Genomic DNA, 26,336 nt, shown 5'->3' with positions numbered 1-26,336 from the left:
GTGGAGATCAGCTTTCCGGATGACCCATGGCTGCCGACGCCCTACCCCGCACCCGCCTGTTCATTGACCAGCCGTTGAGCCCTGGTGGGGTGGCGGCGTTGGATGGGGATCGGGCGCATTATCTGCGGGCCGTGCTGCGCCAGGGTCCGGGGGATGGGGTTCTGGCCTTCAATGGCCGGGATGGGGAGTTTCTGGCCCATATCGAGACCCTGTCCAAATCCGTCGGCACCCTGCGCATGGACCGGCAGACGCGCTGCCCCGCCAACGATGCGCCGCCCGCCCCTTGGCTGCTGTTCGCGCCGCTGAAGGGTGGGCGTACCGAATATGTGGTGGAAAAGGCGGTGGAGCTGGGCGTGGGCCGTCTGGTGCCCGTCTTCACCCGGCGCGGCGACGTCAATCGCGTCAATATCGACCGGCTGCGCGCCAACGCGCTTGAGGCGGCCGAACAATGCGAACGACTGGACGCGCCGGACGTCGCCGACGGGATCGATCTGCAGAAATTGCTGTCCGATTGGGACCCTGCCCGTACCCTATTCGTGGCGGCGGAAAGCGGGGTGGCACAGCCCCTGGTGACCGCCGTCACTGCGTCGGCGGGAAAGCCCGTCGCATTTCTTGTGGGTCCGGAGGGGGGATTTGACCAACAGGAACTTGATGCCCTGCGCCGTCTGCCTTTTGTGGTAAGCGTGGGCCTGGGGCCGCGTGTGCTGCGCGCCGATACCGCCGCCTTCTCCGCGCTTGCCGTCTGGCAGGCGGCGGGGGGTGACTGGCGATCGGCCGATGGTGATGCAAGGCCACCTAATCGCACCTGAGCGTTATCCCGCCCGCCGTCTCTGCAACGTCCTTCGCGTTAAGGAACATCATCTATGTCCGCACCTCCGACGTCGCGCGGCGAACCGATCACCGACCGCCGGCAACTGGTCGAGTATCTGGAAAAAGGGTCAAAGCCGGCCAGCGATTGGCGCATCGGCACCGAGCATGAGAAGTTTGTTTTCCGTGGCCCCGACCACGCCCCCGTGCCCTATGCCGGCCCTGGTGGAATCGGTGAAATTCTGGGCGAGTTCCAGCGTCGATTCGGCTGGGAGCCCGTGCGCGAGGGCGATAACATCATAGCCCTGACCAAGGGCATGGCCAATATCAGCCTGGAACCGGGCGGGCAATTCGAACTGTCCGGCGCGCCGCTGGTCAGCATCCACCAGACCTGTGGTGAGGTTGGAGAGCATCTGGCAGAGGTCCGGGCCATCGGCCAGGATCTGGGCTTCGGCATGCTGGGCATGGGCTTCAACCCGAAATGGAAGCGGTCGGACATCCCCTGGATGCCCAAGGGTCGGTACAAGATCATGGGTTCCTACATGCCCAAGGTCGGCACGCTGGGCCTGGATATGATGACCCGGACCTGTACCGTACAGGTGAACCTGGACTTCGCGTCGGAAGCCGACATGGTGAAGAAGTTCCGGGTGTCGCTGGCCCTGCAGCCCATCGCCACGGCCCTGTTCGCGGCCAGTCCCTTTACGGAAGGAAAGCCCAACGGGTTCCAGAGCTACCGTTCTCATATCTGGACCGACACGGACAAGGACCGCACCGGCGACCTGCCCTTCGTGTTCGAGGATGGGTTCGGATTCGAGCGCTATGTCGATTACGCGCTCGATGTGCCGATGTATTTCGCCTATCGCGACGGCCAGTATCTGGATGCCTCGGGCCTGTCCTTCCGTGACTTCCTGGATGGCAAGCTGTCGATCCTGCCGGGCGAGTTGCCGCTGATGACCGATTGGTCGGATCATATGACGACCATGTTCCCGGAAGTGCGCCTGAAGAAGTATCTGGAAATGCGTGGGGCCGATGCCGGCCCCTGGGGCCGTCTCTGCGCCCTGCCCGCGCTTTGGGTTGGCTTGCTCTATGACACCAGTGCGCTGGATGCCGCCTGGGATCTGGTGAAGGGCTGGACCCAGGAAGACCGCGCCACCTTGCGCCGCGATGTGCCGCGTCTGGGTCTGTCCACGCCATTCCAGGGCGGAACGGTGCAGGATGTGGCCCGCCGCGTCGTCGATATCGCCCGCGAAGGTCTGCGCAGCCGGGCCCGTACCGCCGGCATGGGCGATGATGAAACCCACTTCATCGAACCGCTGATCGCCATTGCGGAGTCGGGCCGGTCCCTCTCGACCGAGATGCTGGAGAAGTACCAGGGCGCCTGGGGTGGGAACATTGATCCCATCTATAAGGAATATGCCTATTGAGCAGGTGTCTATCGGGCGGTGGAAAGCCCTTTGCCACCGCCCGCCTTTGGTTGCACTTCTGTTGCCGCGCTCGACCTTCTTGCCTAGAATGCTTCCCGCGTTTAGGCGCGCTGTGGCGCGACCAAGGGGGAAGGGCGCGCCGTTTAGATGCTGAAATTTGCGGAGTTCGCCGATAGGGCGATGGAGCAGGATTTCCGCCAGCACATGCTGGAGGCGGAAGCCAAGGGCCTGCGGCGCAATCTCCTGGCCCTGGCCATCTTTTACCTGATGGCCGCCTCACTGGACTTTGTCTACTTCAGCCTTGAGACGGTCCTGACCGTCATGATGCCGCTGCGCGGTATCGTCTATGTGTTGATCATCGCCACCATGCTGGTGCCGGTGAAGACAAAGTTCGTGGGCCTGCGCTATGGCCTGGTGCTGCTGACGATGACCTACATATGGGCAATCACCTCAGCGGGGGCGCTTCTGATCCATCGCGGGGGGCAGGTTGGCCTGACGGTCAGCTTCTTTGTGATGATCGTCGTCCTGATGAACTATCTGTTCCTGCCGACACGGGTGATCTACATGATCCCCTGGGGTGTGGCAGCCAGCGGCCTTTATATCGGCCTGTTCATGCCGGCATCGGGCGCCACCGCGTCACAGATGAGCACCGCAACGGTCATGCAGTCGCTGGCCAATATCTTCGGCGCCTTCACGGCCTATCAGCTGTCAACCTTGCGCCGCATGGAGTTTCAACGCCTGCGCGCCTTGCAGGCCGAACAGGCCCGTCTGAAGGAAGCCAATACCGAGCTGCTTCGCCGCGAAGCCATCATCGCCAACCAGCGCGACGAACTGGCCCACAAGGTCTCGGAACTGGAAGAGGCGCAGCAACAGTTGGGCGAAACCCGCAACAGTCTGACCCAGGCAGAGAAACTGGCCAGCTTGGGTCGGCTGGTCGCCGGGGTGGCGCATGAGTTGAACACGCCTATCGGCATCGCCCTGACCGCGATCACCCATCTGGAGGATGTCGTCACCTCCCTGGACAAGGCGGTGGCCGCCGGCAAGCTGACCCGCAGCCAGTTGACGGAGCATCAAGGCACGCTGCGCGACAGTGCCCATCTGGTCCACACCAATATCGGTCGCGCCGCTGAACTGGTGCAAAGTTTCAAACGGGTGGCCGTGGATCAGGCCAGTGAGGAGCGGCGCGATTTCCTGCTGGGCGCCTATATTGACGAGGTGCTGCAAAGCCTTGCGCCACGGCTGCGTGGGGAACCGCACCGTGTCCTGGTCGAATGCCCCACCGGCATCCATATGGACAGCTATCCCGGTGCCCTGTTCCAGGTGCTGACCAACCTGATCATCAACGCCCTGATTCACGCCTTCGGCCCGGACCGCCAGGGCACCATGAAGATCACGGTACGCGAGCTGCCCGATGATCAGGTGGAGTTGCGGTTCCAGGATGACGGCAAGGGCGTGCCTGCATCCAACATGGACCGGCTGTTCGAACCCTTCTTCACCACCAACCGCGCCCGGGGCGGTTCCGGCCTGGGCCTGCACATCGTGTTCAATCTGGTGACGCAATCACTGCAAGGCGTGATCAGCGTCAGTTCCGCTGAAGGCCGGGGAACCTGCTTCACCCTGACCCTTCCCCGCCACCTGCCCCGCGAAGAGGTGGTGGCGCTGGAAAGGGCGGCGGGGTGAAGTGGCGCCCGCGCCCCTGCGCGATCAGGCCAGTTGCTGCTGGATCGCGGCGGTCTTGATGGCCTTCTGAAGCTTCTCAAAGGCCCGAACCTCGATCTGGCGCACACGCTCACGGCTGATGCCGTAATGCTGCGACAGGTCCTCCAGGGTCGTCGGCTCTTCGCGCAGGCGGCGTTCGATCAGGATGTGGCGCTCGCGCTCGTTCAAACCCTTCATCGCACCGGCCAGCAGGGCCTTGCGCTTGCCCAGTTCCTGCTGGTCGCCCAGGCGGATTTCCTGGCTTTCGCTTTCATCCACCAACCAGTCCTGCCACTCGCCTTCCCCATCCACGCGCAGCGGCGCATTCAGGGAATGGTCACCGGCGGCCAGACGCTGATTCATGGAGACGACGTCGGCTTCCGGCACGTCCAGCGTAGTGGCAATCTTGGTCACCACGTCGGCCGGCAGATCGCCATCATCGATGGCCTGCATCTGGCCCTTCAGCTTGCGCAGATTGAAGAACAGCTTCTTCTGCGCCGCCGTGGTGCCCATCTTCACCAGCGACCAGCTGTGCAGGATATATTCCTGGATAGCGGCCCTGATCCACCACATGGCGTAGGTGGCGAGACGGAAGCCACGGTCAGGCTCAAACCGCTTGACGGCCTGCATCATGCCGACATTGCCTTCGGAGATCAGCTCCGATACGGGCAGGCCGTAACCGCGATAGCCCATGGCAATCTTCGCCACAAGGCGCAGATGGCTGGTCACCAGACGATGGGCGGCCTTGGTATCCTCATGCTCGCGCCAGCTCTTAGCCAGCATATACTCCTCACCAGGTTCCAGCATGGGGAACTTGCGGATTTCCTGGAGATAGCGGCTGAGGCTGCTTTCCGAGCTGACGACCGGAATGGCGGGAACAGAAGCGGTCATGTTAACCCCCTTGCATAAGGCTGGTTGACACCATCGGCCCAACTGGCACCGACAGCGATGAATAGGTCCTGAACGGACACGCACAGCGCCCGTCCAGAAGAGGCCCGGTCATCATGCGCGATGGCATTATAGCACCTCCAACGCATGAATTAAGCCCTTGAAATCATCCGGCAACACAGTTTCAAAGCGCACCTTGGCGCCCGTGGCCGGATGGATGAACTCGATGGCAGCGGCATGCAGGGCCTGACGCGGGAACGTCTCCAGCGCCTGTTTGACCCCTTCCGACAGACCGCGCGTGCGGCCCGTGCGGACGCGGCCATAGACGGGGTCGCCGACCAGCGGATGGCCCACATGGGTCATGTGCACCCGGATCTGATGCGTACGGCCCGTCAGCAGTTTGCATTCGATCAGGGCTGCAGCCGGGCCCAGCGCGCGCAGAGTGCTGTAGCGCGTAATGGCGACCTTGCCACCCCGGTCCAGCACAGCCATGCGCTTGCGGTCGGTCGGGTGGCGACCGATATTAGCGTTGATCTCACCCGTGCGCGGGTTGGGCACGGCCCAAACCACCGCCTGATAGGTGCGCGACAGTGACCGGTCGGCAAACTGCGCCGACAGGGCCTGATGCGCGCGGTCATTCTTAGCCACCACCATCAGACCGCTTGTATCCTTGTCCAGCCGATGCACGATGCCGGGCCGCCGCACGCCGCCGATGCCCGACAGCCGGTCGCCGCAATGGTGCAGCAGGGCATTGACCAGCGTGCCGTCCGGATTGCCGGCCGCTGGATGCACCACCATGCCCGCCGGCTTGTCGATGACCAGCAAGTCTTCATCCTCATGGATGATCACAAGCGGGATATCCTGCGGCACCGGCAAGGCCGGCGCGCTGGCCGGAACATGCACGCGGAAGGTCTGGCCGGCTTTGACCCGGCGGGACGCGTCGTCTATGGTCTGCCCACCTGTGGAGACATGCCCCTGATCGATCAGGGCGCGCAGGCGGGAACGCGACAGGCCGGCAGCGGCCAGCAGATCCGCCAGCGCCTTGTCCAGACGGTCCCCGTCCCGGTCGCCATCGATGATGGTGTCATGGTCGGCGGGGCCGGCACCTTGGACAGGGGCATCATCAGCGGCGGGCAGGAATTCCTCGTCGCACAGATCGTCATCCAGGTCGAGTTCCATGCCGGCGGGCGGGATATCCGTCCGGCCGGTGGCCTTCAACTGGGGATTTGCCGAACGTGCAGGCACTGAAGAACATCCTTATCATCGGGGCCGTGATCATCGCGGCCGGGTTCGCGTTCCTGGGCTATGAAGTCTATAAACGCTCCACGGACCCCAATCATCCGCGCACGTTTTCGGCCCGCTTCGGCATGCAGGGGAAAGCCCCCGAAGCCGAACCGCCGGCGGCCCCGCCTGCGCCAACGGCCCCGGCACCTGTGAAGGCACCAATGCCGACCGAGGCGGTGACATTGCCGCCGGGAGCGGTCCTGCTGCCCGGCATCGCCGCCGTGAATGGCCGCATCGCCGTGCAGGTGAAACTGACCGACGGCCGCACACAGGTACTTCTCGTCGATCCGGCCACGGGCGAACATGCGGTGCTTGTGACATCCGCGCCGTGATCCTGGTCACAATAGAACCGATTCCCAGGGGAAATGGACGTTAAATGAATTTCATGTCCGACAATGTGACGGGGGCAGCACCGGAAATCCTGGATGCCATCGTCAAGGCAAATGGCGGCACCGCCCCGTCCTATGGCAATGATGACTGGACAAAGCGGCTGACGCAGTCTCTGTCGGACCTGTTCGAACGCGACGTCGCCGTCTTTCCCGTGGCCACCGGGACCGCTGCCAATGCACTGGCACTGGCGGCCCTGACCCCGCCCTGGGGCAGCATCTATTGCCATGCCGAAGCGCATATCCAGGCCGATGAATGCGGCGCTCCGGAGATGTTTACGGGCGGGGCCAAGCTGGTCACCCTTCCCGGCGAGCATGGCAAGCTGACGCCGTCCACCCTGTCAGCGGCACTGGACCGGGTGCATAAGGGCTTCGTGCATGTGGTGCAGCCGGCGGCCCTGTCGCTGAGCCAGCTCACCGAATGTGGCACGGCCTACAGCCCGGCCGAGGTCGCGGCGCTGACCGCCGTCGCCCGGCACCATGGTCTGCGGGTGCACATGGACGGGGCACGCTTTGCCAATGCCGTGGCGTCGCTGGGCTGTTCGCCTGCCGACATCACCTGGCGGGCCGGTGTGGATGTCCTGTCCTTCGGCGCCACCAAGAATGGGGCGCTGGGGGCGGAGGCGGTAGTGTTCTTTGACCGCGAACTGTCGGAGAATTTCGGTTATCGCCGCAAACGCGCCGCCCACCTGTTCTCCAAGATGCGGTTCCTGTCGGCACAGCTTGAAGCCTATGTGCAGGGCGGGCTGTGGCTGCGGCTGGCTGGCCATGCCAACCGCATGGCGATGCGGCTGGCCGACGGGCTGTCGGCCCTGCCCGGCGCGCATCTGGCCCACCCCGTGGACGGAAACGAGATATTCATCGCCCTGCCGGAACCGGTGATCGCGGGGCTGGAGGCGGCGGGCTTCGGCTTTTATCGCTGGGACGGCAACGTCGTCCGGCTGGTCGCCGCCTGGAACAGCGATGAAGCAGCCGTGGAAGCCCTGCTGACGGCGGCGCGGCGGTTGGCGGGGTGATCACACCCCCCATCCCCCTAGCGGGTATTCCTGCAGGATGTGGTAGGTCGCACCGGACTTGCCCAGCACGCTTTCGTACAGGCAGTAACGGTCCACCGTAAACGGCCCCGCCTGGAACAGACCGTTGGCCCCCATATAATTGGCCAGCTTGGCCGGCGGCGTGTCGGTCAGATAGGCGAGCGTCACGTGTGGGCTGTATTTGCGCTGTTCCGGCGGCTGACCCGACCGGACCAGGGCGGATTCGACCTTGGCCTGAAGATGCAGCAACGGATCGCTGTCCACCAAGCCGGCCCAAAGCGCATGCTGCTTGTGCCCGCTGCCGAAACTGCCCAGGCCTGACAGGGTCAGCGGAAAGGACGGGCCGGTGACAAGGTCCAGCGCCTCATCCACGTCATGGGCCGTGCCCTCGTCGATCTCCCCTAGGAAGCGCAGGGTCAGGTGATAATTCTCTGGCGGAACCCAGCGGGCGCCGGGCAGGCCGTGGGCCAGGCTGGACAGCCGTTCCACCACCGCCTCCGGCATCGGTATCCCGACGAACAGACGCAGCATGACCAAGCCTCAGGGGCAGGGGTTGGGATTAGCGGCATGGACGGCGTCCAGGGCGGCCAGCACCTCCGCCGACAGGGTCAGTGACCCGGCATCAATGGCGACCTTCAGATGGTCCATACTGGTGGCCCCGATGATCGTGCTGGTCACGAAGGAGCGGGAGACGACAAAGGCGATGGCCATGGCGGCGGGGTCCAGACCATGGTCGCGAGCAATGGAAAGATAGTCGCGCGTCGCTGCATCACCGCGCGGCAGGTCGTAGCGCGACTTGCGATGATCCACGGTCCGGCGTGATCCCGCCGGCAGCGCGCCATCCAGATACTTGCCCGTCAGGGTGCCGGCGGCCAGCGGCGAATAGGCCAGCATCGACACATCCTCGCGCAGCGCCACCTCCGACAGCCCCATCTCGAAGGTCCGGTTCAGCAGGGAATAGGGGTTCTGGATGCTGGCAATGCGGGGCAGCCCCAGATGGTCAGCCGCCGCGACATAGCGCATGGTGCCCCAGGGCGTTTCGTTCGATACCCCGACATGCCGGATTTTGCCGGCCTTGATCAGGTCGGCGAAGACGGAAAGCGTCTCCTCAATCGGCACCTCACCCGGCTGGGCGGCCGGATGGGCCACGGTGCGGCCAAAGCGGTCGGCCTGCCGGTCAGGCCAGTGCAACTGATACAGGTCGATATGGTCGGTACGCAGCCGCTTCAGGCTGGCCTCCACCGCTTCCACAATGTTCTTCCGGTCGGCCCGCGCCTTGCCACCGCGTAGATAATCCATTCCCGACCCGTCGCCCACCACCTTGCTGGCCAGCAGCACCTCATTGCGGCGGCCCGTGCGCGCGAACCAGTCGCCAATGATTTCTTCCGTGCGGCCATAGGTGGCGGCGATGGGCGGGGCGGAATACATCTCCGCCGTGTCCCAGAAGAACAGGCCGCGATCCAGCGCCATGTCCATCTGGGCGAAGCCTTCCTCCGGGCTGTTCTGCCGGCCCCAGGTCATGGTGCCCAGGCAGAGGGCGGGAACCATCAGGTCGGTGCGGCCAAGGCGGCGAAGAGTCATAAACCTGTCCTCAAACGGAAATCATCGTCTCGATTGATCAATGTGCCTCGGCCCAGGACAGGCCGACGCCGGCTTCGGCGACCAGGGGGATGCCGATATCCACCGCCCCCTCCATCACCTGGCGGACCAGGGCGGATGTCGCCTCCACCTCCGCCTCCGGCACCTCAAACAGCAATTCGTCATGCACCTGCAAAAGCATGCGGGCGTTCAGACCGGCATCCGCCAGCGCCCCCGGCAGCTTGATCATGGCCAGCTTGATGATATCGGCGGCGGTGCCCTGAATAGGGGCGTTGATGGCCTGACGCTCGGCATAGGACTTGCGTGCACCCTTTTCCTGGATGCCCTGGATCCAGCATTTGCGGCCCAGCAGGGTGCGGACATAGCCGTCTCGTGCCGCCTCGGCCTTGGTCTTTTCCATATAGGCCTGAAGCTCCGGGAAGCGTTCGAAATAGGCCTTGATGAAGGCCCCGGCCTCGCCTGCGGCAATGCCCAACTGCCGTGACAGGCCGAAGCTGGAAATGCCATAGATGATGCCGAAATTGATGGCCTTGGCCCGGCGACGGATTTCCGAGGTCATCTGATCCAGCGGCACATTGAACACCTGGCTCGCCGTCATGGCATGGATGTCGATGCCATCGCGGAAGGCCTGTTGCAGGGCCGGGATGCCCGCCATTTCCGCGACGATGCGCAATTCGATTTGGCTGTAATCCACGGACATAATGCGGTTGCCGGGGGCGGCCACGAAGGCGCGGCGGATTTTCCGTCCCTCTTCCGTGCGGATTGGAATGTTCTGCAGGTTGGGATCGGTCGAGGACAGGCGGCCGGTAGAGGTCGCGGCCAGGGCAAAGCTGGTATGGACACGGCCCGTACCGGGATTGATCTGTTCGCCCAGCGTATCCGTGTAGGTGGATTTCAGCTTGGCGAATTGCCGCCAGTCCATGACCTTCTGGCAGATGGGAATGCCCAGGTCGGCCAGTTCCTCCAGCACCGAACTGTCGGTGGACCAGGCGCCGGTCTTGGCGGATTTCTTGCCGCCCGACAGCTTCATCTCGTCGAACAGAATCTCGCCCAGCTGCTTGGGGCTGCCGACATTGAAGGTGCGACCGGCCAGGACATGGATCTCTGCCTCCAGCTCCACCAGCCGCTTGGCAAAATCGTTGGACAGTTCCTTCAGGACCTGCCTGTCGACCAGCACGCCCTCCATCTCCATCCGCGCCACCACGGGCACCAGGGGACGCTCAATGGTCTCGTAAACCGTCACCATCCGGTCGGCCAGCACGTCATGGCGCAGCACATGCCAGAGGCGCAGGGTGATATCCGCATCCTCAGCCGCATAAGCCGTGGCCTTATCCAGCGGTACACGGTCAAAGGTGATGCGGCTCTTGCCAGTCCTCGTCACCTCATCAAAGGAGATGGTGGTGACGCCCAGATGGCGCTGCGCCAGTTCGTCCATGCCATGGCCATGCCGCCCACCGCCAATGACGTAGGAGCGCAACATCGTGTCGTCGATGGGCGCGACCGTGACGCCATGCTTGGCGAACATCTGAAGGTCAAACTTAATATTGTGCCCGACCTTCAGCACGCCCGGATGTTCCAGCAGCGGCCTCAGGATGTCCAGAGCGCGGGTCAGCGGCACCTGTTTGGGCGGCGGCGCGCCATCGCCGAAATCCAGTCCCCCCGCCCCTTCCTTGGGCGTGGATGGATCGATATGGGCCACGGGGATGTAGCAGGCACGGCCCGGACGGGTGGACAGGGAGATGCCCACCAGACTGGCGCGCATCGGGGTCAGGCCATCGGTCTCCGTATCGACGGCAACGACACCGGCTTCCAAACCTTCTGCCACCCAGGCGGCCAGCGCCTCCTCCGTATCGACAAGGACATGCTCCACCTTGTCGGGACGGGGAATATGCGCATCGGCCCGCACCACTGCAGGGGCGGCAGAGGGGGCATAGGACCGGCCGTCCAGGGCGGCGCGCAGGTCGCGGCGCTGCTGTTCACCGCCGTCCCCGGCGGCGGCATGAAGGGCGGCCCCATCGGCCAGGGTGCCGTCGGCGGCGATTTCGGCCTTCACCTTGGCGATGATCGACCGGAACCCCTGTACACCCAGCCAGGACAGCAGCCGGTTCACATCCGGCTCCCGCACCTTCAACTCTTCCACCGGCACCGGCACCGGCGCATTCTCTTCCAGCTTCACCAGCCGCTTGGAGATGCGGGCAAGGTCGGCATTTTCGATCAGCTTCTGCCGGCGGCCCGCCTGCTTGATCTCCCCCGCCCGCTCCAGCAGCGCCTCCAGAGAGCCGTACTCGGTGATCAGTTGGGCCGCTGTCTTGATGCCGATACCGGGCACGCCAGGGACATTATCGACGCTGTCGCCGGCCAGGGCCTGGACATCCACCACCTTGTCGGGGGCGACGCCGAACTTCTCAAACACCTCATCCGGCCCGATCATCTTGTTCTTCATCGGGTCCAGCATGCGGATGCCGTCATCCACAAGCTGCATCAGGTCTTTGTCCGACGACACGATGGTGACGGGCCGTCCCTGGGCACGGGCCTGCCGGGCGTAGGTGGCGATCAGGTCGTCGGCCTCATACCCTTCCAGCTCGATGCGCGGCAGGTTGAAGGCCTCCACCGCCTCGCGGATGATCGCGAACTGGGGCCGCAGATCCTCCGGCGGCTCGGGCCGGTGCGCCTTGTAGTCGGGATAGAATTCATTGCGGAAATTCAGGCGCTTGCTGTCAAAGATGATGGCCACCGCATCGGCCTTCAGTTCTGCCAGCAGCCGCATCAGCATATTGGTAAAGCCCATGACGGCATTCACCGGCGTCCCGTCGGGCCGGTTCAGCGGCGGCAGCGCGTGATAGGCCCGAAAGATGAAGCCCGACCCATCCACCAGATAAAGCGGCGTGCCGTCGGCCGGCGGAAGGGCGGTGCTGGGGGCGCTGTCGGTCGGCATGGGGCGGCCTGTCGTTCCGGCTGTGTTCTAGGCCCCGGAACATGGCGCAACAGGGCCGTGATGTCGAGACTGTTGGCCCTCAATAACGTTTGAACCGGTCCAGCAGACGGTCGATATAGTCCCGCTCCGCCTTGGGCCGGTTCTGTTCCCCGGCCCGGCGACGCAGTTCCTCCAGAATCTGGCGGGCGCGCTGCATGTCGGCCTCGGCGGGGATTTTAACCTCTTCGCCGTCCAGGGTGCCGGAACCGGGCAGCGGACGGCCCAATGGGTCGCGGCCCTGCTGCCGCCCGGTGCGGTTACGCTGGCCGCCGGCCTGTCCGGGGCTGGCCTTGGCCATCTGTTCCTGCATGGATTTCAGCGTCTGCTGCAGCTGTTCCAGCGCCTCCCCCTGAGAGGCCACGGCCTGATCTGGTGCACCGCTGCGCAGGGCGTCGGTGGCCTCTTTCATGGCGCGTTCGGCCCGACCCAGGGGACGGGGGATGTCGCCGCCCATCTCACCCAGCCGGCGCATGATATCGCCCAACTCGCCGCGCAACTCTTCCTGACGCCCGGCCATGGCGCCGGCATGGGCATCCGCCTTACCCGGCTGCGCGCCCTGGTCACCGGGGCGGCGCCCCTGGCGGTTGGGCATGGACAGGCCCGGCATCTGGTTGGGGGGCAGCTCCCCGGCCCCGTCAAATTGTTCCTGCTGACGGGTGAAGGTGTCATCCATAAGCTGCTGTTGCTGCTTCTGCACATCTCGCAGCTTCTGGTTCAGTTCGGCGAGTGCCTGACCCTGCTGGTTCGCCTCTGCGTCCTGTTGCTGCTGCGGCTGCCCGTTTTGAAGATTTTCCATCATCTGCTGAAGCTGCGACAGCATCTCGCGCGCTGCCTCGTGGTTGCCAGACGCGGCCAGATCGCGCATCTGGCGCACCATCTCCTCCACCTCGTCCCGGCTCATGGACTGGGCATTGGGGTCGGGTTCGCCCTGATTCTGGGGCTGATTCTGGGCCTGAGGATTCTTGGCTTCCTGCTGTTCCAGCGCATCCATGAAATCGCGCATGGCCTGCTCCAGCCGCTGCATGGCCTGGTCGATCTCTTCCGCCGGGGCGTTGCGGTCCAGCGCGTCCATTAGTGCTTTCTGCGCATCGCGCAACTCGCGCTCCGCCAGCGACAGGTTCCCATCCTCGATACGCAGGGCCACATCCCACAGCATGGCGATAGCACTGGGCACCGTATCCGGCCCGGCATTGCGCATCAGGCGGCCCACCGCACTGCGCAGCGCCAGGAAGGCCAGCGGATCGCCGCCATAGCCGTCAAGATTGACCGACAGGTCATGCAGGGCACGGCCCACCAGCGGGCGCACCGTGTCACCCATCAGGATCAGGGTCTTGCGCTGTTCGATGATGGCGCGGGCCACGGGGTGGTTGAAATGCCGCTCCGGCAGGGTGATGGCCTGTTCGGCACTCTGCGACACCTGCCCGGCGCCATCGGTGGCGCGCAGGCGGACGGTCACAGGCATCCCGGCCCAGGGATGGCCCGACAGATCGTGATAGCCAGTGCCCGTAATCTCCCGCTTGTTCTTGGCCGGGACAGGCAGGGGCAGATCAAAGGGCGTCTTGTCGATGCCCATCGGCAGGTCGGTCGCCAGCGTCACCGTCGCCGTGACGGCATGGATGCCGTAATCATCGGCCCCGGTATAATCGATGCGCAGCGCATTGCGTTCCGTGGCCGCCGGCGGGGTGCGAAACGCGATGCCCGGCGGCTGATCGGGGATCAGACGGATGGGCCAGGAGGCCACCTCCCGCCCGAACTGCCGCACAGAGACGCCTTCCCCCTCCGTCAGGGCCAGTTCCACCTGATGACCACCACCGGCCACAGGCTGGAAATCCACATCCTGGTTGTTGGCGCGTAAGGTCGGCGTGCCCAGCCCGCCGTCAAGCCGCACCACCAGCTTGGTCCCCGCCGGCAGGAACAGGGGCTTCTCCTCCCCCTCTTCCGTCCCGCCATCGGCCGCATTGGCGGGTTTCAGGCCCGTCAGAAACACCGGCGGTTGCCCGGTATAATCCGGCGGCGTGGCCCAGGCATCCAGACGGGTGGGCGTGAACACCCCCCCCAGCCCCACGGCCGGCACAAAAGCACTCAACGTGCGCCCGCCCAGGTCGCCCCAGCCGACCGTCGCCCCCACCACCATCAGCAAAGCAACAGCGACGCGCAGAGCCCAGGGGTCCCGGCTCGTCAGATTGCTGTCGGGCAGGCCGACGCGCAAATCCCGCGACTGCCCCTTCGCCCGTTCCTGCGCCAGCCGCCACAGCGCGTGGGCCAGCGGATCGCCGGCCCCGCCGGCAATGCCATCCTGCAATTGCGACAGCGGTCGGTGTGCCAGCCGGCTGTCACGTTCCAGGCGGCGACGGGCGTCCGCCTCCGTCGGCAGGTGCAGCGACCGCAGCCCTTCCCGTATCAGGTAACCGACCCCGCCCAGCATGAGCAGCAGCAGCGGCACATGCAGCCAGGGCGACAGATGCACAAACAGGCCCATCCAGGCCACGGCCAGGAACAGGCCCAGCATCGACAAGGGTCGCCAGAATGGGGGCCAAAGCGCCTCCCACCACAGGATGGCGCGGGCCAGTTTCAGGGGCCGGCTGCCACTATCGCCCGGCAGGGGCGCCCTGGCCAGGACCGGCACCGATCCCACCCGATACCGGCCCAGCAGCGACCGCAGCCGCGCGGCCAACGTCCGGGCGGGACTCTGGCCGGCGGCGCGCTGGCCGGGATCACGGGGCGGGGTCGGGCGGGGAGGCATCTGTCGTTCACACCTTACATGTCTGGCCGACAGCCTACCCCGCTTTCACCGCTTAAGGGGAGAGCCAATCGGGCATCTGCTCCAGCGTCAGGCTGTCCTCGAAGCTGGGGCGGCGGCGGACCACCTCGAATTTCGCGCCCGACACCAGAACCTCGGCCACCAATGGACGGGAATTATATGTCGAAGACATGGCGGCGCCATAGGCACCCGCGGTCAAAAAGGCCAGCAGATCGCCCGGCGCCACGGGCGGCATGGGGCGCAGGCGGGCAAACGTGTCCCCCGTTTCGCAAACCGGGCCGACAATGTCGGCATCCGCCAACACGGCATCCGCCGCCGGCTGTGCCACAGGGATGACCGTGTGCCAGGCCTCATACATGGCCGGGCGCACCAGATCATTCATGGCGGCATCGACGATCAGGAAGCGGCGGTGCAACCCTTCCTTCACAAAGATGGTCCGGGTCAGCAGCAGGCCGGCAGCGGCCACCAGCGACCGGCCCGGTTCCAGCGTGACATGGCAACCCAGGCCGCCCACCGTCTCGGCAATGGCCTTGGCATAGGCGGGGTAATCGGGGGCCTGATCTTCCGGCTTATACGGCACACCCAGACCGCCGCCCAGGTCAATACGGCTCAACGGCACGCCGTGGGCCTTCAGATCACGCACCAGTTCGGCCAGCTTACCGAACGCCTTGCGGAACGGCGTGGTCTTCAAAAGCTGGGACCCGATATGGACCGCAATGCCGACCGGATTGATACCGGGCAGCGCCATGGCGCGGGCATAGGCCTCTCCCGCATGGGCGAAATCGATGCCGAACTTGTCCTCCTTGCGGCCCGTAGCGATCTTGCCATGGGTTTCGGCATCAACGTCGGGATTGATGCGGATGGCGATGGGGGCATCGACGCCCAGTTCCACGGCAACCGCCGACAGAACCTCCAACTCGGGCAGGCTTTCCACATTGATCTGGTGGATACCGGCCTTCAACGCCGCGACCAGTTCATCCCGCGTCTTGCCCACGCCGGAGAACACGATCTTATCGGCGGGAATGCCGGCGGCCAGCGCGCGGCGCATCTCCCCCACCGACACAACGTCACCGCCGGCCCCCAGCTGCGCCAGGGTGCGGATGACGGCCAGATTGGAATTGGCCTTCAACGCGTAGCAGATGGTGACATCCTGGCCGGCAAAGGCGTCGGCATAGGCGCGCCACGCGGCGGTCAGCCCCTCTGTCGTATAGACATAGGTGGGTGTGCCGACCGCGGCGGCGATGGCAGACAGGGCCACACCCTCGGCATGCAGCGCGCCGTCGGTGTAGTGGAAACCGGGAACGGGGAAGCAGGTCATTGTTGCGGCTTCTCAGAAGAAGGGGGGACCGGCTTCGGATCGCTGGCCGGATCGGGATAGGTCTTGGGCGGCGGGCTGCCCGGCGGGGCCTTGGGGAAATGCGGTTTCATCCCGCACCCGGCCAGCGCCAGAAGGGCAACGAAAAGGATGGCTTTGCGCATGGGCTTGCTCCTTCCGGGGCGGGTTACAGGAACCGCGCCTTGGCGGCTTCCACCGCCGCACGAACGCGCGACGGGGCGGTGCCGCCAAAGCTGGTGCGGCTGTTGACCGACGCTTCCAAGGTCAGCACGCCATAGACGGCGTCGGTGATGCCGGCATGCACCGCCTGCATCTTGTCCAGCGGCACCTCGGCCAGACCCGTCCCCGCCTCCTCCGCCAGCTTCACGATGCGGCCCGTGATGTGGTGGGCATCGCGGAACGGCACGCCCAGGGACCGGACCAGCCAGTCGGCAAGGTCGGTGGCCGTGGGGAACCCGGCCTCCACCGCGCGGCGCATAGCGGCCGGATCGGGCGTCAGGTCGCGGATCATGCCGGTGGTGGCCGCCAGACACAAAGCCAGGGTCTCATCCGCCATGAAGACCGGTTCCTTGTCTTCCTGCATATCCTTGGAATAGGCCAGCGGCAGACCCTTCATCACGATCAGCAGCCCGTTCAGGGCGCCGATGACGCGGCCCACCTTGGCCCGGACCAGTTCGGCGGCGTCGGGGTTGCGCTTCTGCGGCATGATGGAGCTGCCGGTGGTAAAGGCATCGGTCAGGCGGATGAAGCGGAACTGGCTGGTGCACCAGATCACAATCTCTTCGGCCAGACGCGACAGATGCGTGCCGCAGATGCTGGCGGCGGCCAGGTAATCCAGCGCGAAATCGCGGTCGGACACAGCGTCCAGCGAATTGGCCGTGGGCCGGTCAAAGCCCAGGGCCGCCGCCGTGGCGTCGCGGTCAATGGGATAGGGGGTGCCGGCCAGCGCGGCAGACCCCAGCGGGCATTCATTCAGCCGCGCGCGGGCATCGCGCATGCGCGCCCGGTCACGGCCCAGCATTTCCACATAGGCTAGCAGATGGTGGCCGAAGGTAACGGGTTGTGCCGTCTGCAAATGCGTGAAGCCCGGCATGATCAGGTCCGGGAACTGTTCCGCGCGGTCGATCAGGGCTGCCTGCAGCGCCTGCAAATCCTTGTCCAGCCGGTCGAACGCGTCGCGCACCCACAGCTTGAAATCGGTCGCCACCTGATCATTGCGCGACCGCGCGGTGTGCAGACGACCCGCCGGCTCCCCGATGATCTCCTTCAGGCGGGATTCCACATTCATGTGGATATCCTCATTCTCCACCGTGAAGGTGAAACGGCCCTCGGCAATCTCTGCCGCAACCTGATCCAGGCCGGACAGGATGGCGTCGCAGTCCCCAACAGAGATGATGCCCTGGGCTGCCAGCATGGTGGCGTGCGCCTTCGATCCCGCAATATCCTGCGCCCACAGTTTCTGGTCAAAGCCGATGGAGGCGTTGATCTGCTGCATGATGGCGGCGGGACCAGAGCCAAATCGCCCGCCCCACAGCGCGTTGGCGTCGGTTCCGGCGGCGGCTTTCTGGGCGGTTTTCTCGGTCATCGTCATTCTGCGTCGGTTTGCGGGGTTGACGGCGGGGCCGTCGGGCACGAACTCTGTCGCACAAAGTTCGATAGAGGGCAGAATGGCGATTTTCCGACGCATCGCAACAATCGTGGCCGTGGGTACAGCAATTCTCGTAACGGGGGGCTGCGGCGAGAAGAAGGAAAGTTCCGCGCCGGCCACACCGGCGGCGGCCCCCGCAACCACCGCCGAAGCCCCGGCAACCCCCGCCGCCATGCCGGTTTTCCAAGGGGAGGCACGCCCCTTCGTGGCCAGCCCCGACCGCCCTGCCCTGCCGCCCATGACCATCACCGACAAGGATGGCAACCCGGTCGATATGGCGTCCTTCAAGGGCAAGGCGCTGCTGATCAATCTCTGGGCCACCTGGTGCGCGCCCTGTATCCGCGAAATGCCGGCGCTGGACCGGTTGCAGGCCGACCTTGGCGGTGACAAGTTCCAGGTCGTCGCCATCTCCGTGGACCGGGGTGGCATGAACGAGGTCGGGCCGTTTTTTGAGAAGGCGGGCATCAAATCCCTGCCCATCTATCTGGACCAGAAGATGACCAGCATGAAGGCCTTCCCCCTGAAGGAAGGCCTGCCCTTGTCGATCCTGGTCGATGCCGAGGGGCGCGAAGTTGGCCGTCTGGCCGGCGCCGCGCATTGGGACGGAGCAGAGGCCAAAGCCCTGATCGGCTGGGCCATACGTTGATGACAGAAAAATGGACCGGGGGTGAAAAAACCGCTTGATCACCCCCGGCCCTTTCGCATAGAAAGCGCGCCTCGCACGGCTCTAGTCCCCATCGTCTAGAGGCCTAGGACACCGCCCTCTCACGGCGGTAACAGGGGTTCGAATCCCCTTGGGGACGCCAAGCGATCATCAAAAAAGCCCCGCTGGTGACCAGCGGGGCTTTTTGCGTTTGGCGGTTAACGGCATTTAATCTTGCAAAAGCCTGTTGATTTAATAATAAAATTCGATCGCAGCTTGGAATCGGGGACTTTAAAATGACATCAATATTGAATTTACTCAAGGGCAGTATGAATTACAAAATCGAATCATTATCGGGTGGTTCTAAATTATACGAATTTAAGGTAGATGAAAATATAGGCAATATTTCTAGTAGTGATTTGATGGGGTGTGCGTTTGTTCAGGCTATATTCGAGACATTCTGGACCTCCACAAGATCAAATCTAGACGAAGAAACGCATACTGCAAGTTTCATGGGGCATTTGTCGACGTCGTTATTTTCTTGGGTTTTTGCAGCTTCTTACTCACAATCAGAGGTGATTGCACCTGAAATCGGCTGGGGCCATTCTGGCAGTCATGAAAGTAGGTTGGGTACGGATTTCGCGTTAACCCTACCATTTTGCAATAGGTGTAAGTCAGACCTAAAAAAATGTAGTTGTGGCGAAAAAAGAGAGGGCGGCTATAGATTGATTGTATTTCAAGCAAAGTCAGCCCACAAAACGGCAGCCTTCTCCGTTAATCATCTCGTGAAGGGGCGTGTTAAAGATAAAGAAAAGGCATCAGATAAAGTGGAAAAAGGAGAAATAGAGGAACAAAATCGTGAAAGAATAGATCTACTCAAGAAAGAGGCAGTTGATCGTGCAAAATGTATGTCTACATATATCGAAAATATAAAGAATAAATATAATCAAAATTCATGGGAAAATTTCAGAAGACTGCTACATAAAACTGAACTGCAAGAGACCCACACCCAGTATGAGTCTCTTGCTAGGTTGTTTTCCTATTCAATAGATTTCGGTCAAAAGTGGATATACTATGTTATTTGGAATCATTCAGAAAATACAAAGTACGGCGACGGATTTCCCGTAACTAAACCATTTCAGGACATTATATTTAAAAATAGTAATAGAGTTAATGATGGAGATGCAACTCTGGTGGACATTATTGATGAGTTTTTGTCATTTAAATCTGGCATCTTCATTCCAGATGAAAAAATAAAAAATTTTATTGGTGAAGCCGTTAAACTTATACCTGATTTTCTTATTATTAAAACCGATGAAGGCGGATCAGGATTGAAACTCAATAATGCAATCAAATTTAGCCCTCGCGCTCCAGGAGATTGGTCATTACTTACTATCCAAGCCCCAGCAACAGGGTATAAAAAGTGATTTACTAAAATCTATATGAATTTTACTATAGTTCAGCACCATACAGCGTCACCGGCCGCCCGCCATGCGACACGGGGGCAGGGTCGGCAGGAATGGCAGTTCCGTCACCTAGGCCAGCGCCGCCTCGTTGGTGAGCACGCCGGCGCGCCAGCCCTTGAAGCGGTTCAGCATGGTTTTGCCGAAGGCGCCTTAGTGGCCGTAGAGCTGTCGCGTGTCACCAATGCGGTCGCCATAGGGAGGGTTGACGAGGCCGGGCATTGGGGCGTCTGGCCTGCCAACGGCGCTGGGCACAAAGCCATAACCGGCAACGAGAAACTCAGGCGCAGGCGGGACCGAAGCCGCTTAGTGCTGATCCGGCCAGAATGACGGGCTTGAAAGCTGATCAAAGGACCAGGGGCACTCAACCGGGAAGGTCGTTTCGGGCAGGCCGGTTTCCCGCTCTGCCTCTACCAGGGCAAGGCGGTAGGCATTGCAGATGGCCTCCGGGAGGCGGGCATTGAGGCTGGGGTTGTCGGCCAGATGGTCGGACAGTCGGTACCGCTGTTCCTTGACCGTCAGCCGCCCGCTATTGCACCTCAATCCAGGCTGGAACTGCCATTTCAGCAAATGCAGGAGAAGCACGGTCAAACGGCTGACCAGTTCCCGCTTCTCCGTCCTGCCCATGCTCTCAATTTCCTCAGCAATATGCTCAATATCCGCCGCTGACAGCTTGCCGGCCCGCAGCAATGCCGCTTGCTGGTTGGCCCAAGCGTAGAAATCCGTCTCATAGAGATTTTCGCTCATGCAAACGTTTCCCTCTTTTGAAACGGGGCTATCATAGCACAGCCTTGGGATCGTCTGCCCATCTTGGTTGCGGTCAGGGGGCAGCCTGACACGAGCAGCCACAGGCAATCAAACCGGTACCGCCAGCCCGCTCCTGCGTCAAACTCCCCCCAACACCCCCGTCCGATAGAGCGTCACTGGCAACCCGCCATGCGACACAGGCGGCAGGGTGGGCAGGAAGGGAAGTTCCGTGACCTTGGCCAGCGCCGCCTCGTTGGTGATCACGCCGACGCGCCAGCCCTTGAAGCGGTTCAGCATGGTTTTGCCGAAGGCGCCGTAGAGGCCGTAGAGCTGTCGGGTATCGCCGATGCGGCCGCCATAGGGCGGGTTGACGATGACGAGGCCGGGGGGGCCTTCGGGCGGTTCCAGGTCGCTGATGGCATGGGCGCGGAACGTCGTGATGGCGCCCACGCCCGCCCGCTCCGCATTGGCCGTGCTCATCTTCACGGCCCCGGCGTCGCGGTCGCTGCCATAAAAGCGCAGGTGCGTGTCGGCGGCGGTGGGCGTGCCGCGCAGGGTGGCCCAGGTTGCGGCATCGAAGCTGGCCAGCTGTTCAAAAGCAAAGGGCCGGGCGCGGCCGGGATGCAGGCCGGCGGCGATCTCTGCCGCCTCAATCACGAAGGTGCCGGAACCGCACATGGGGTCGACCACCGGTTCCGTGCCGGTGTATCCGCACTGGCGCAGGAACATGGCGGCCAGATTCTCCCGCATCGGCGCCTTGTTCACGGCCTCCTTATAGCCGCGCTTGTGCAGCGCCTCGCCCGAGGTATCGATGGAAAAGGTGCAGAGATCATCATCGATGCGCGCCTTCACCACCAGTTCGGCATCCTTGGTGATGGGGGCGCCCAACTCCTCCGCAATGGCCTTGGCGATGCGCTGGGCGGCGGCACCGGCATGATAGATTCGCGACTTGTTGCAACTGGCCTCCACCCGCACCGGCACATCGGCGCGCAGCACGTCGCCCCAGGGGAACTTGCGCGCACGCTTGTCCAACTGTGCCAGATGCATGGCGCGGAAGGACCCGATGCGGGCGAGGACGCGGGCACCGCCGCGCAGTTCCAGATTGGCGCGCCAGACCTCTGACCAGGGGCCATGCGTCGTGACACCGCCCTTGGCCATGACCGGCTTGGCGAAGCCCTTCTCCTGCATCTCCGCGCACAAGGCGGGTTCCAGGCCGGGCGTCGTCACCACGAAAATCTCAAGATCGGCAGTCTGTTCCATGGCTTGTTCCTAACCCGGCATCACAAAACAAGAAAGCCCCGCCATCCGGGGATGGCGGGGCTTCCAGACCTGTAACGGCCCGACCAGTTAGCGGGTCGAGGTGGCCGTCGTCGTCGAGGTCGTGGTGCTGGTGGCGACCGGCGGGCCGCTTTCATCATCACCACCGCCAACGGTCGCGGCGATAACGCCAGCAGCCGCCACAGCGGCAACACCGGCCAGCGGGATCAGGTTACCGGAGGCGAAGAAAGAGGCCTTGTTGGCGCCGGCGGCGGCACCGGTGACGCGCGGAGCATCAGCAGCCGGGGCGGCCGTGGTCGACTGGGCCAGGGCCGTTGCCGGCGCGGCGATCAGCGCTGCGGAAAGCAGCAGGCTGGTGGTAAAACGGGTCATGTTCATAAATCCATATCGTCGAAAGGCGCCCCTAGGGACGTAAATTAACGTCCCGCACCCGCGAAGGGAAGGGGAAAGCCCGAGGTAATTCAACGGGTCGGATATGCAGCACCCATAGGGAACAATTGTGATGGCCGGCACCGACGGCGCCGGCCATGTACTCCATCCTGGGCAATCAGGCCGGAACGGCGGCCAGACGTGTGCAGATATTGGCCACGAGGATCTGGCGCGCACGCTCCACAATGTCATCCATGCTGGGGGTACGGACGAACATGTTCGATGCGCGTTGACGCAGTTCATCAGTGGTCGGCAAATGCGGCAGGTGGATATTGGCGACCAGCGCCTCCACCCGGACCTTGGCCTGATCACGGGCCTGACGCACTCGTTCCTCAATTTCGGCCAGGGTGGGCGTATGGGCCAGGGCCTCACGCACCTGCTGGGTCAGCTTTTCCACCTGGAAGCTGGCGGCCAGCTGCGCGGCGGCGGCCTCAATCACCTTGGTGCCCAGGCGCTGTTCGTTGCGGACCACTGATGCCGGCGGCTCGTGCACGTCCCAGACCAGACCCACGGCCTGCATGGCCTTGATGATGTAATAGGAGGTGTCGATCTCCCACCAGCGGAAGCCCTGACGGGCCGCCGATTGATAGTGATGGTGGTTGTTGTGCCAGCCCTCGCCCATAGTGGCGATGGCCAGTGCCCAGTTGTTGCGGCTGTCGTCGCCCGTCAGGTAACGCGGACGGCCCAGCACATGGGCCAGCGAATTGATGCAGAAGGTGGCATGGTAGAGCGCCACCGTGCTCCACAGGAAGCCGACGACCAGACCGCCCCAGCCGAACAAGGCCCAGGTGGCAAAGCCCAGCAGGACCGGCGGCAGATAGTAGTATTTATCCAGCCAGACCAGTTCCGGGAATTTCGTCAGGTCGCCGATGGTCTTGTAATCCGCCCCATTGTGCTTTTCCGTGAAGATCCAGCCCATGTGCGAATAGAAGAAGCCCTTATGGCGGGGCGAGTGCACATCATGTTCCGTGTCGGAATATTTATGGTGATGGCGATGCGTCGCCGCCCACCACAGCGCCCCACGCTGGGCCGAACTTTGCGCGAGGAAGGCCAGCAGGAACTGCACCACCCGGCCCGTCTTGTAGGAGCGGTGGGAGAAGTAACGGTGATACCCACCCGTGATGCCGAACATGCGGGCGCCGTACAGGACCAGGGCGAGAACCACATGTTCCCAGGCCACACCGGTCCAGATGGCGCCGAAGCACGCAATATGGACCAATATGAAGGGGATCATGGTGCTGTACTGGATCTTGTCGTCCGCCATCGTGTCGGCGGCAGGGCGCGCAGGATTGCGTCCGGTATCGGTGGGCACGGTCACTGTCGAAAGACTCCAAACGAAAGCAATAGGTCACCCTACCATAATTCCCCCATCCCACGGATGGGCAAATTCGCGCGGGACCACCCGTTAACCATCCTTTCGAGATGGTTCTTTCGGTCAGGTCGACTGTGCAGTCGCGAGATTCATTTGTGCGATGCACGGGAATTTGAACGCGGCACGCTTCGCGTTTACCATCCCCGCCATCAAAGGAGTTAAGCCGGGAGGTTCCGCCGCATGAAGCAGCCCATCCAATGCCCAGCGACGGCAGCGGCAGAGACGCCGGAACGGGCCTCACGGCGGCGCTTCATCACGGGGGCGGGCGGGGCCGCCGCCGGCATTGCGGTGGCGGGCATCGCCATGCCAATGTCTCGCGTGCGCAGACGGTCAGCCTCCGCTTCCAATCCACATGGCCCGCCCGCGACATCTTCCATGAATTCGCCGGCGATTATGCCAGTCTGGTCAACAAGCTGGCGGGTGGGCGGCTGCGCCTGGACATGCTGCCATCGGGTGCCGTGGTCGGGCCGCTGCAATTGCAGGACGCGGTGGTGAAGGGCACACTGGATGGTGGGCACGGCGTTACCGCCTATTGGTATAACCGCCACCCTGCCTTCTCCCTGTTCGGCACGCCCCCGGCGCTGGGCTGGAAGGCCGACCATGTGCTGGGCTGGGTGAAATATGGCGGCGGTCAGGCGCTTTATGACGAGTTGGTGCAGCAGGTGCTGAAGCTCGACCTTGTCGGCTTTCTCACCGGCCCCATGCCCAGCCAGCCGCTGGGCTGGTTCCGACGCGAAATCACCGGGCCGGCAGATATGCAGGGCATGCGCTACCGCACCGTGGGGCTGGCCGCCGAACTGGCGCGCGAGATGGGGTGGCCGTCACGGTGATGGGGCGGGCGATATCGTGCCGGCCCTGGACCGGGGGCTGCTGGACGGAGCGGAATTCAACAACCCCTCCTCCGACCGGGCGCTGGGGTTCCAGAACGTCACCCGCACCTATATGGTCGGCTCCTACCACCAGTCGCGGAGATGTTCGAGATCATCTTTAATAAGAAGCGGTACGACAGTCTGCCCGAAGAGATGCAGACCATCCTGCGCGTTGCCGCAGAGGCATCATCCGCCGACATGGCCTGGAAGGCCATGGACCGCTATTCCGCCGATCTGGAGGCGCTGAAGGCCGAGGGCGTAAACGTCGTCAAGACACCCGACAGCGTCCTGTTGGCGCAGCTCGCCGCCTGGACAAGGTGATCGCTGCAAAGTCGGCCGATCCCTTCTTTCAGAAGGTGCTGGACAGCCAGAAGCAATGGGCCCGCCGCATCCTATCGTTTGAGAACGAATATGCAGTGCGCACCGATCTGGCGTTCCAGCACTTCTTCGGGGCCCCTACCCGCCTTGACCAGACCATGGCCGCCCAGGGGCGTGGTCTCTGAGCGGCTGTCAAACCCGGCAATCAGGGGACGGCCCCTGGCAATGGCCGCCTGAACCGACGGAAGTTTCAGGCTTGCCGCGTGGACTATCCTTGCTGTCCCACGCCTCCGTGATCCACAGCGCATCGGGGTTCGTGGGGTCGGCAGCGACGATATAGGACAGGCACCCCGGCATGGCGCCGGTGCCTTCCAGCAGGATGGACGCCAACTCATCCCGCTTGCGGGCACCGCGATCATGCGACCGATCAAATCCATACATGCTTGTCCCTGTTGCGCCCCTGCGGCAACCGAGCCACTACCGGCCAGGGCGAGAGCGGCACCAGCGGCCAGCAGCATGTCCCGCGTGTCGATCCGTTGCTCACAGTGTCTCAGCGGGCGCGGTGGCGGAAGGTCGGGCGGCGATTCTGCCTTCGCGACATTGTTGGCGATCGTCTGATTGAGGTTGCCCATCGCCATGGCCGCGCCTCGCCGGTCACCTTCACGTTGGCCTGCGTCACCGCATCCGTGATCTGGCCGTTAACCGCAGTTGGAAATGCCATAACCCGCCCTCCTTTGGTGGAACAGGGCCAGTGTCATCCATCCGCTAACAGCTGCAAGGTGCGAAAGAGCCATCATAAAGGGAGTTTTCACGGTACCTCTTCAGTTATGACGAAAGAAGAGCTATGACCGACCAACATCCCCGGCACCGACAGGGCTGAAAGCGTGGATGAAGTGTTCGCGGACTAAGGGTGGTTCTAGGGCCGTCACGCGTTAAGTTTACGTAATGCGTGACGGAAAGCGTCAGCTATTGCCAGTGCAGCCGAACGGATGAAGGAGATGAGGAAGCGACAACGCGCGGGGCTTGCGCGAAGTGCGCCTCGTTGTGCCGGACACGCGTATCGCCGATATCAGGCACCGCTTGGCCTTGCAGGTCGCGCGCCTGTCGCCCGCAGACGAACAGGATGCGCTGGACTGGATCGAACGGGCAACCGAATTCGATAAAACGCGGTGACGTCATTGTTGTTGCCGTCACCGGGGAAGATGGCACGCCCAGGCCAGCCATAATCGTCCAAACCGATGTATTTCCTGGAACGCATGCACCCGTCATTATCTGCCAGATCACCAGCCAACGGGCCGATGACCCGGACTTCCGCGTCACCATCGAACCAAGTCCCGAAAACGGTCTGCGCGAACCCTCGCAGGTAATGGTGGACAAG

At 63.3% G+C, this 26,336-nt stretch carries 25 protein-coding genes, 1 tRNA gene and 1 pseudogene; 12 read left to right on the top strand and 15 right to left on the bottom strand.

Going from position 1 to position 26,336, the window contains the following annotated elements; all coding sequences use genetic code 11:
* Positions 1-26: 26 nt before the first annotated feature.
* The 3 genes from C0V82_RS00115 to C0V82_RS00105 all read left to right on the top strand — a co-directional run bounded on the left by C0V82_RS00115 (position 27) and on the right by C0V82_RS00105 (position 3,911).
* Entirely contained in the window at positions 27-809 is a 783-nt protein-coding gene (locus C0V82_RS00115) for a 16S rRNA (uracil(1498)-N(3))-methyltransferase (protein WP_102110598.1), read from the top strand.
* A gap of 54 nt (positions 810-863) precedes the next feature.
* Positions 864-2,231: a glutamate--cysteine ligase gene (locus C0V82_RS00110; protein WP_102110597.1), complete on the top strand. Its 1,368-nt coding sequence runs from the start codon at positions 864-866 to the stop codon at positions 2,229-2,231.
* A 147-nt stretch (positions 2,232-2,378) separates the two neighbouring features.
* Positions 2,379-3,911: a sensor histidine kinase gene (locus C0V82_RS00105; protein WP_102110596.1), complete on the top strand. Its 1,533-nt coding sequence runs from the start codon at positions 2,379-2,381 to the stop codon at positions 3,909-3,911.
* A 24-nt stretch (positions 3,912-3,935) separates the two neighbouring features.
* On the opposite strand, the gene rpoH is transcribed toward C0V82_RS00105, so the two are convergent.
* Both rpoH and C0V82_RS00095 read right to left on the bottom strand, forming a co-directional pair.
* Positions 3,936-4,820, bottom strand: a complete 885-nt coding sequence (gene rpoH, locus C0V82_RS00100; protein WP_102110595.1) for an RNA polymerase sigma factor RpoH — start codon at positions 4,818-4,820, stop codon at positions 3,936-3,938.
* A 126-nt stretch (positions 4,821-4,946) separates the two neighbouring features.
* Positions 4,947-6,062 carry an RluA family pseudouridine synthase gene (locus tag C0V82_RS00095; protein WP_245924109.1) on the bottom strand — a complete coding sequence of 372 codons (1,116 nt, stop codon included), beginning with the start codon at positions 6,060-6,062 and terminating at the stop codon, positions 4,947-4,949.
* Between C0V82_RS00095 and C0V82_RS00090 the strand changes: the two genes are divergently transcribed.
* Together C0V82_RS00090 and C0V82_RS00085 are read left to right on the top strand one after the other, a co-directional pair.
* On the top strand, positions 6,053-6,433 hold the full coding sequence (locus C0V82_RS00090) for a hypothetical protein (protein ID WP_158659616.1): 381 nt from the start codon (positions 6,053-6,055) through the stop codon (positions 6,431-6,433). The two genes, C0V82_RS00095 and C0V82_RS00090, sit on opposite strands and share 10 nt — an antisense overlap.
* A 44-nt stretch (positions 6,434-6,477) precedes the next feature.
* Positions 6,478-7,503: a threonine aldolase family protein gene (locus C0V82_RS00085; RefSeq protein WP_102110593.1), complete on the top strand. Its 1,026-nt coding sequence runs from the start codon at positions 6,478-6,480 to the stop codon at positions 7,501-7,503.
* On the opposite strand, the gene thpR is transcribed toward C0V82_RS00085, so the two are convergent.
* The 7 genes from thpR to argH all read right to left on the bottom strand — a co-directional run bounded on the left by thpR (position 7,504) and on the right by argH (position 17,776).
* Complete coding sequence (thpR, locus tag C0V82_RS00080) at positions 7,504-8,052, bottom strand: RNA 2',3'-cyclic phosphodiesterase (protein WP_102110592.1); 549 nt, start codon at positions 8,050-8,052, stop codon at positions 7,504-7,506.
* Positions 8,053-8,061: 9 nt separating this feature from the next.
* Entirely contained in the window at positions 8,062-9,102 is a 1,041-nt protein-coding gene (locus C0V82_RS00075; protein WP_102110591.1) for an aldo/keto reductase, read from the bottom strand.
* A gap of 37 nt (positions 9,103-9,139) precedes the next feature.
* A complete protein-coding gene (polA, locus tag C0V82_RS00070) occupies positions 9,140-12,055 on the bottom strand; it encodes a DNA polymerase I (RefSeq protein WP_102110590.1) in 2,916 nt (971 codons plus the stop codon).
* 79 nt (positions 12,056-12,134) lie between these two features.
* The gene (locus C0V82_RS00065; protein WP_102110589.1) at positions 12,135-14,837 is read right to left on the bottom strand and encodes a TIGR02302 family protein; all 2,703 of its coding nucleotides are present in this window, start codon (positions 14,835-14,837) and stop codon (positions 12,135-12,137) included.
* Positions 14,838-14,889: 52 nt separating this feature from the next.
* Complete coding sequence (lysA, locus tag C0V82_RS00060; protein ID WP_102110588.1) at positions 14,890-16,173, bottom strand: diaminopimelate decarboxylase; 1,284 nt, start codon at positions 16,171-16,173, stop codon at positions 14,890-14,892.
* The gene (locus C0V82_RS27210; RefSeq protein WP_188595107.1) at positions 16,170-16,334 is read right to left on the bottom strand and encodes a hypothetical protein; all 165 of its coding nucleotides are present in this window, start codon (positions 16,332-16,334) and stop codon (positions 16,170-16,172) included. Before C0V82_RS27210 ends, lysA begins: the two co-directional genes overlap by 4 nt.
* A 23-nt stretch (positions 16,335-16,357) precedes the next feature.
* Entirely contained in the window at positions 16,358-17,776 is a 1,419-nt protein-coding gene (argH, locus tag C0V82_RS00055) for an argininosuccinate lyase (protein WP_102113127.1), read from the bottom strand.
* A gap of 82 nt (positions 17,777-17,858) precedes the next feature.
* On the opposite strand from argH, the gene C0V82_RS00050 reads away from it, so the two are divergent.
* The 3 genes from C0V82_RS00050 to C0V82_RS26650 all read left to right on the top strand — a co-directional run bounded on the left by C0V82_RS00050 (position 17,859) and on the right by C0V82_RS26650 (position 19,909).
* Positions 17,859-18,485 carry a TlpA family protein disulfide reductase gene (locus tag C0V82_RS00050; protein ID WP_158659615.1) on the top strand — a complete coding sequence of 209 codons (627 nt, stop codon included), beginning with the start codon at positions 17,859-17,861 and terminating at the stop codon, positions 18,483-18,485.
* An 84-nt stretch (positions 18,486-18,569) separates the two neighbouring features.
* A tRNA-Glu gene (locus C0V82_RS00045) sits at positions 18,570-18,645 on the top strand.
* Between the two features lie 133 nt (positions 18,646-18,778).
* Complete coding sequence (locus C0V82_RS26650; protein WP_158659614.1) at positions 18,779-19,909, top strand: hypothetical protein; 1,131 nt, start codon at positions 18,779-18,781, stop codon at positions 19,907-19,909.
* 342 nt (positions 19,910-20,251) lie between these two features.
* On the opposite strand, the gene C0V82_RS00040 is transcribed toward C0V82_RS26650, so the two are convergent.
* From C0V82_RS00040 to C0V82_RS00025, 4 genes are all read right to left on the bottom strand, one after another.
* Positions 20,252-20,692 (bottom strand): DUF29 domain-containing protein, encoded by a 441-nt coding sequence (locus C0V82_RS00040; protein WP_102110587.1) that lies wholly within the window; start codon positions 20,690-20,692, stop codon positions 20,252-20,254.
* 138 nt (positions 20,693-20,830) lie between these two features.
* On the bottom strand, positions 20,831-21,952 hold the full coding sequence (locus C0V82_RS00035; protein ID WP_102110586.1) for a THUMP domain-containing class I SAM-dependent RNA methyltransferase: 1,122 nt from the start codon (positions 21,950-21,952) through the stop codon (positions 20,831-20,833).
* A gap of 87 nt (positions 21,953-22,039) precedes the next feature.
* On the bottom strand, positions 22,040-22,342 hold the full coding sequence (locus tag C0V82_RS00030) for a hypothetical protein (RefSeq protein ID WP_158659613.1): 303 nt from the start codon (positions 22,340-22,342) through the stop codon (positions 22,040-22,042).
* A gap of 175 nt (positions 22,343-22,517) precedes the next feature.
* Entirely contained in the window at positions 22,518-23,717 is a 1,200-nt protein-coding gene (locus C0V82_RS00025) for an acyl-CoA desaturase (RefSeq protein ID WP_245924108.1), read from the bottom strand.
* Between the two features lie 251 nt (positions 23,718-23,968).
* On the opposite strand from C0V82_RS00025, the gene C0V82_RS27205 reads away from it, so the two are divergent.
* The 3 genes from C0V82_RS27205 (at position 23,969) to C0V82_RS27195 (ending at position 25,143) form a co-directional block, all read left to right on the top strand.
* Complete coding sequence (locus C0V82_RS27205; RefSeq protein WP_199772437.1) at positions 23,969-24,601, top strand: type 2 periplasmic-binding domain-containing protein; 633 nt, start codon at positions 23,969-23,971, stop codon at positions 24,599-24,601.
* A 141-nt stretch (positions 24,602-24,742) separates the two neighbouring features.
* Positions 24,743-24,961 (top strand): hypothetical protein, encoded by a 219-nt coding sequence (locus C0V82_RS27200; RefSeq protein WP_199772436.1) that lies wholly within the window; start codon positions 24,743-24,745, stop codon positions 24,959-24,961.
* Positions 24,958-25,143, top strand: coding sequence for a hypothetical protein (locus tag C0V82_RS27195; protein ID WP_199772435.1), 186 nt, complete (start codon positions 24,958-24,960; stop codon positions 25,141-25,143). The genes C0V82_RS27200 and C0V82_RS27195 overlap by 4 nt, the downstream gene beginning before the upstream one ends.
* Positions 25,144-25,150: 7 nt before the next feature.
* Here C0V82_RS27195 and C0V82_RS00015 read toward each other — a convergent pair whose 3' ends face one another.
* Positions 25,151-25,399: a putative quinol monooxygenase gene (locus tag C0V82_RS00015; RefSeq protein WP_199772434.1), complete on the bottom strand. Its 249-nt coding sequence runs from the start codon at positions 25,397-25,399 to the stop codon at positions 25,151-25,153.
* 146 nt (positions 25,400-25,545) lie between these two features.
* A pseudogene (locus C0V82_RS27395) lies at positions 25,546-25,679 on the bottom strand (RebB family R body protein); the annotation flags it as partial.
* A 302-nt stretch (positions 25,680-25,981) separates the two neighbouring features.
* Between C0V82_RS27395 and C0V82_RS26645 the strand changes: the two are divergent.
* Positions 25,982-26,131, top strand: a complete 150-nt coding sequence (locus C0V82_RS26645) for a hypothetical protein (protein WP_281262355.1) — start codon at positions 25,982-25,984, stop codon at positions 26,129-26,131.
* The last annotated feature ends 205 nt before the right edge of the window (positions 26,132-26,336 follow it).

Origin of the sequence: Niveispirillum cyanobacteriorum, assembly GCF_002868735.1 — a bacterium.
Classification (GTDB): domain Bacteria; phylum Pseudomonadota; class Alphaproteobacteria; order Azospirillales; family Azospirillaceae; genus Niveispirillum; species Niveispirillum cyanobacteriorum.
Note: the sequence above shows the minus strand (reverse complement) of the source record. Positions and strands in the feature narration are given on the sequence as shown.

Bases quoted from the DNA above. Each gene is read 5' to 3' on its own strand.
- C0V82_RS00105 (WP_102110596.1), top strand. From the start codon at position 2,379: ATGCTGAAATTTGCGGAGTTCGCCGATAGGGCGATGGAGCAGGATTTC.
- polA (WP_102110590.1), bottom strand. From the start codon at position 12,055: ATGCCGACCGACAGCGCCCCCAGCACCGCCCTTCCGCCGGCCGACGGC.
- C0V82_RS00075 (WP_102110591.1), bottom strand. From the start codon at position 9,102: ATGACTCTTCGCCGCCTTGGCCGCACCGACCTGATGGTTCCCGCCCTC.
- lysA (WP_102110588.1), bottom strand. From the start codon at position 16,173: ATGACCTGCTTCCCCGTTCCCGGTTTCCACTACACCGACGGCGCGCTG.
- C0V82_RS00015 (WP_199772434.1), bottom strand. From the start codon at position 25,399: ATGTATGGATTTGATCGGTCGCATGATCGCGGTGCCCGCAAGCGGGAT.
- C0V82_RS27210 (WP_188595107.1), bottom strand. From the start codon at position 16,334: ATGCGCAAAGCCATCCTTTTCGTTGCCCTTCTGGCGCTGGCCGGGTGC.
- rpoH (WP_102110595.1), bottom strand. From the start codon at position 4,820: ATGACCGCTTCTGTTCCCGCCATTCCGGTCGTCAGCTCGGAAAGCAGC.
- thpR (WP_102110592.1), bottom strand. From the start codon at position 8,052: ATGCTGCGTCTGTTCGTCGGGATACCGATGCCGGAGGCGGTGGTGGAA.
- C0V82_RS00030 (WP_158659613.1), bottom strand. From the start codon at position 22,342: ATGACCCGTTTTACCACCAGCCTGCTGCTTTCCGCAGCGCTGATCGCC.
- C0V82_RS26650 (WP_158659614.1), top strand. From the start codon at position 18,779: ATGACATCAATATTGAATTTACTCAAGGGCAGTATGAATTACAAAATC.
- C0V82_RS00115 (WP_102110598.1), top strand. From the start codon at position 27: ATGGCTGCCGACGCCCTACCCCGCACCCGCCTGTTCATTGACCAGCCG.
- C0V82_RS00085 (WP_102110593.1), top strand. From the start codon at position 6,478: ATGAATTTCATGTCCGACAATGTGACGGGGGCAGCACCGGAAATCCTG.
- C0V82_RS00050 (WP_158659615.1), top strand. From the start codon at position 17,859: ATGGCGATTTTCCGACGCATCGCAACAATCGTGGCCGTGGGTACAGCA.
- C0V82_RS27205 (WP_199772437.1), top strand. From the start codon at position 23,969: ATGCCCAGCGACGGCAGCGGCAGAGACGCCGGAACGGGCCTCACGGCG.
- C0V82_RS00065 (WP_102110589.1), bottom strand. From the start codon at position 14,837: ATGCCTCCCCGCCCGACCCCGCCCCGTGATCCCGGCCAGCGCGCCGCC.
- C0V82_RS00110 (WP_102110597.1), top strand. From the start codon at position 864: ATGTCCGCACCTCCGACGTCGCGCGGCGAACCGATCACCGACCGCCGG.
- C0V82_RS00035 (WP_102110586.1), bottom strand. From the start codon at position 21,952: ATGGAACAGACTGCCGATCTTGAGATTTTCGTGGTGACGACGCCCGGC.
- C0V82_RS27200 (WP_199772436.1), top strand. From the start codon at position 24,743: ATGTTCGAGATCATCTTTAATAAGAAGCGGTACGACAGTCTGCCCGAA.
- argH (WP_102113127.1), bottom strand. From the start codon at position 17,776: ATGACCGAGAAAACCGCCCAGAAAGCCGCCGCCGGAACCGACGCCAAC.
- C0V82_RS00040 (WP_102110587.1), bottom strand. From the start codon at position 20,692: ATGAGCGAAAATCTCTATGAGACGGATTTCTACGCTTGGGCCAACCAG.